Raw genomic sequence first — 3,676 nt, 5'->3', positions numbered from 1 at the left:
GATTCTTCCAAACTGAAAATAATCTTTGCCATCTTGGGCAAAAAGGATTGAATATTTATATAAAGGATTGAAAGCTGTTGGCAGGTAAATTAGAATCTGTAAGTCTTCACCAAGCTCTTTACTTGAGAATGTTATATCCTTAATTGTTCCTCTAGGTATACTCAATTCAAAACCTCCATTTTCTATTTAATTGGCTCATCAAAATATATTATCATAAATGGTCAAAAACTAAAAAAGTAGGTATTGAAGCCTGTGCCTTAGGATACAATTCGACAGAATTAATTCAAAATTAATAATAATTGTTTACTAAATTGATGTTTATATGTATTATATTTTCTATACCTATCCAATTAATTTACTTTTCCGTAAAGGGATAATTTTTTGAATTAAATATCCGAATGGTAGGTGACATATATATTCACTAAAAGATTTACGGAGGAATGATATGATACGATTTGCGTCTGTAAATAAGTATTATGGAGACTTTCATGTACTTAAAGATATTAATCTTGAAATTAAAAAAGGGGAAGTTGTAGTTGTTATAGGTCCATCTGGATCTGGGAAAAGTACGATGCTCCGTTGCATTAATCGTCTTGAGACAATTACTACTGGCGGATTAACAGTTAATAACTTAGTAGTAAATGATAAGAAAACAGATATTAACCAGTTAAGAAGAAATATAGGAATGGTTTTTCAACATTTCAACTTATATCCACATAAAACAGTTCTTGAAAATATTACAATTGCGCCAACTATGGTATTGAAGAAGTCAAAAGCAGAGGCAACAGAAACAGCTATGTACTATCTTGAAAAAGTAGGAATTCCTGATAAGGCAAAATCATTTCCATCCCAATTATCGGGAGGGCAGCAACAAAGGGTTGCAATTGCAAGGGGACTTGCGATGAAACCTGAAATTATGCTGTTCGATGAGCCTACTTCTGCACTTGATCCAGAAATGGTTGGAGAGGTTCTAGATGTAATGAAAGCGCTAGCAAAAGAAGGAATGACTATGGTCGTTGTGACTCATGAAATGGGATTTGCTAAAGAAGTAGCTGATCGAATTGTATTCATGGATCAAGGCCAAATTGTTGAAGAAGGAATTCCGGCTGAGTTTTATGCGAATCCAAAGGAAGAAAGGGCTCGTACATTCCTTAGTCGTGTATTAAATCATTAAAACAAAAGGGGGATTATTTATGTTTAAGAAAAAAGGAAGAAAAATAGCAGGTATCCTGTTCTTATCTGCAACAATGCTTCTTGCTGCATGCGGCAAGGATGAAAAGGAAACGACAGGTTCTGGTAGCAAAAATGCTTTAGAACAAATTAAAGAAAATGACAAAATTGTAATTGGGGTAAAGCATGATACTAGATTATTCGGACTTAAAAACCCGAGTACTGGTGAAGTAGAAGGTTTTGATATTGATATTTCAAAAGCATTGACTAAAGAGCTTCTTGGTGACGAGAACAAAGTAGAATTTAAAGAAGTTACTTCTAAAACGCGTATTCCAATGTTAAACAATGGTGATATTGATGCAATTGTAGCAACGATGACAATCTCAGAAGAGCGTAAAAAAGAAGTTGATTTCTCTGATGTTTATTTTGATGCCGGACAATCACTGCTTGTTAAAAAAGGAAGCGCCATTAAAGGTCTTGAAGATTTGAAGAGCGGCACGAAAGTTCTTGCTGTTAAAGGTTCGACATCAGCAAAGAACATTCGTGAAAAAGCCCCTGACACAACTGTTTTAGAATTTGAAAACTATGCTGAAGCATTTACTGCCTTAAAAGCTGGTCAAGGAGATGCTTTAACGACAGATGATTCTATTCTTTACGGTATGGCTGACCAAGATTCAAACTTTGAGCTTGTTGGCGGAACTTTCACAGAAGAGCCTTATGGAATTGCTGTTAAAAAAGGAAATGAAGAATTAGTTAATGCTATTAACGATGCTTTGAAGAAGTTAAAAGAAACTGGAAAGTATGATGAAATATATAGCAAGTGGATTAAAACTAACTAGTATCAAATGATGTCAGGATGAGCAATTGCTCATCCTGACCACTTTTTATAAAAAGGAGGGGAAATCAGTTTGCTTGATTTTACAATACTTACTGATAATTTAGACACATATTTAGAAGGATTTAAAAATACAGTGTTTTCTAGCATTATGGGACTTATTGGAAGCTTTTTTCTTGGGATTATTGTAGCAGTTATGAGAATTTCCCCATTTAAACCACTAAATTGGCTTGGAACTGCATTTGTTGAGTTCTTCAGAAATATCCCGCTTCTTATTATTGCTTTCTTCTTTTTTAATGGTCTTCCTGCTATTGGTGTAACTTTATCTGGTTTTACTGCTGGTACAATTGCCTTGGCGATTTATACAGCTTCATTCATTGCTGAAGCAATTCGAGCAGGCATTCAATCGATTCCGAAGGGACAAATGGAAGCAGCAAGGTCTTCTGGTCTAACATACTTGCAAGCGATGAATGTAATCATATTGCCCCAGGCAATAAAAATAGTCATTCCACCGATTGGAAACCAGTTTATTAACCTTGTCAAGAATTCTTCTATTTTAGGAATGGTAGCTGGTTTAGATTTAATGTATTTTGGTGATATTATTTCGTCAAATACATTTGTGACATTTGATGTATATATTTTCGTAGCAATCTTTTATCTTGTTTTAACCATTCCATTAAGTCTAGGCGTTGGCTATCTTGAAAAACGCTTGGCTAGAAGCCATTAAGGAGGGGAACTATGGATTTTATTGGAGCTCTCTCAGTCGATCATTTAAAATTCCTCGGTACTGGCTTTATGGTGACGCTTTACATTGCATTTATATCTATTTTCTTGAGCTTTATCATTGGAATCGTTATAGGAACTTTACGATATGCTAAAATCTCAGTATTATCAAAAGTCATAGCAGTGATCGTAGAAACCATTCGAAATACTCCGCTATTGTTAATCATTTTCTTTACCTTTTTTGCACTGCCGGAAATTGGGATCAAAATGAGTAAGCCTGTAGCTGCCATCACTGCATTGACAGTATTTACATCAGCCATGCTATCTGAAATTGTAAGGGGCGGATTAAATTCTATTGATAAAGGTCAAATGGAGGCTGCCCGGTCATCAGGGCTAACATATATTCAAGCATTATTTAAAATAATCATGCCTCAGGCCTTAAGAAGAATGGTACCTCCGATTGTAAGTCAATTTATTTCTTTACTTAAAGATACATCACTATGCGTAATTATTGCTTTACCAGAACTGATGCGTAATGCTCAGATTATCTATGCACAAAATATTAATTATATAATTCCGATATTTATCGTTATTTCAATCATGTATTTTGTTGTGAACTATGGCCTGTCATTAGTTGCACGAAGGCTGGAAAGCAGACAAGTATAATAAATGAGTGTCAATCAACCGATTTTCTTTGCAAGTTAGAGAATCGGTCTTTTCATTTAAGAAAACCTAAATTAATCATTGTTAATGAAAAGAAAGCAAAAATGATTGACTTTTTCTAAAAAATTAATATAATAGAACATATACTTAATAAACGATCTGATAGTTCAGCGGGAGAACACTACCTTGACAGGGTAGGGGTCGGGGGTTCAAATCCCTCTCAGATCATTGGGTGCCAAACCCGTAGAAACCCTTCGGAACAAAGGGTTTCCGTATAAAAGACCA

At 34.7% G+C, this 3,676-nt stretch carries 5 protein-coding genes and 1 tRNA gene; 5 read left to right on the top strand and 1 reads right to left on the bottom strand.

Annotation, left to right across the window (positions count from 1 at the left end; all coding sequences use genetic code 11):
• Positions 1 to 165: alpha/beta hydrolase-fold protein (locus V7164_RS17035; protein ID WP_335354681.1), on the bottom strand; the 165-nt coding region annotated here is incomplete at its 3' end.
• 280 nt (positions 166 to 445) lie between these two features.
• On the opposite strand from V7164_RS17035, the gene V7164_RS17030 reads away from it, so the two are divergent.
• From V7164_RS17030 to V7164_RS17010, 5 genes are all read left to right on the top strand, one after another.
• A complete protein-coding gene (locus tag V7164_RS17030) occupies positions 446 to 1,174 on the top strand; it encodes an amino acid ABC transporter ATP-binding protein (RefSeq protein WP_335345665.1) in 729 nt (242 codons plus the stop codon).
• Between the two features lie 19 nt (positions 1,175 to 1,193).
• Positions 1,194 to 2,009: a transporter substrate-binding domain-containing protein gene (locus V7164_RS17025; protein WP_335345664.1), complete on the top strand. Its 816-nt coding sequence runs from the start codon at positions 1,194 to 1,196 to the stop codon at positions 2,007 to 2,009.
• Positions 2,010 to 2,078: 69 nt separating this feature from the next.
• The gene (locus tag V7164_RS17020) at positions 2,079 to 2,732 is read left to right on the top strand and encodes an amino acid ABC transporter permease (RefSeq protein ID WP_335345663.1); all 654 of its coding nucleotides are present in this window, start codon (positions 2,079 to 2,081) and stop codon (positions 2,730 to 2,732) included.
• An 11-nt stretch (positions 2,733 to 2,743) separates the two neighbouring features.
• A complete protein-coding gene (locus tag V7164_RS17015; RefSeq protein ID WP_335345662.1) occupies positions 2,744 to 3,394 on the top strand; it encodes an amino acid ABC transporter permease in 651 nt (216 codons plus the stop codon).
• Between the two features lie 153 nt (positions 3,395 to 3,547).
• Positions 3,548 to 3,619, top strand: a tRNA-Val gene (locus V7164_RS17010).
• Positions 3,620 to 3,676: the final 57 nt, after the last annotated feature.

This window comes from Bacillus sp. JJ1474, from assembly GCF_036965225.1.
GTDB lineage: Bacteria > Bacillota > Bacilli > Bacillales > Cytobacillaceae > Cytobacillus.
Note: the sequence above shows the minus strand (reverse complement) of the source record. Positions and strands in the feature narration are given on the sequence as shown.

Excerpts from the sequence above, each read along its gene's own strand:
- V7164_RS17030 (WP_335345665.1), top strand. The coding sequence starts at position 446 with ATGATACGATTTGCGTCTGTAAATAAGTATTATGGAGACTTTCATGTA.
- V7164_RS17025 (WP_335345664.1), top strand. The coding sequence starts at position 1,194 with ATGTTTAAGAAAAAAGGAAGAAAAATAGCAGGTATCCTGTTCTTATCT.
- V7164_RS17015 (WP_335345662.1), top strand. The coding sequence starts at position 2,744 with ATGGATTTTATTGGAGCTCTCTCAGTCGATCATTTAAAATTCCTCGGT.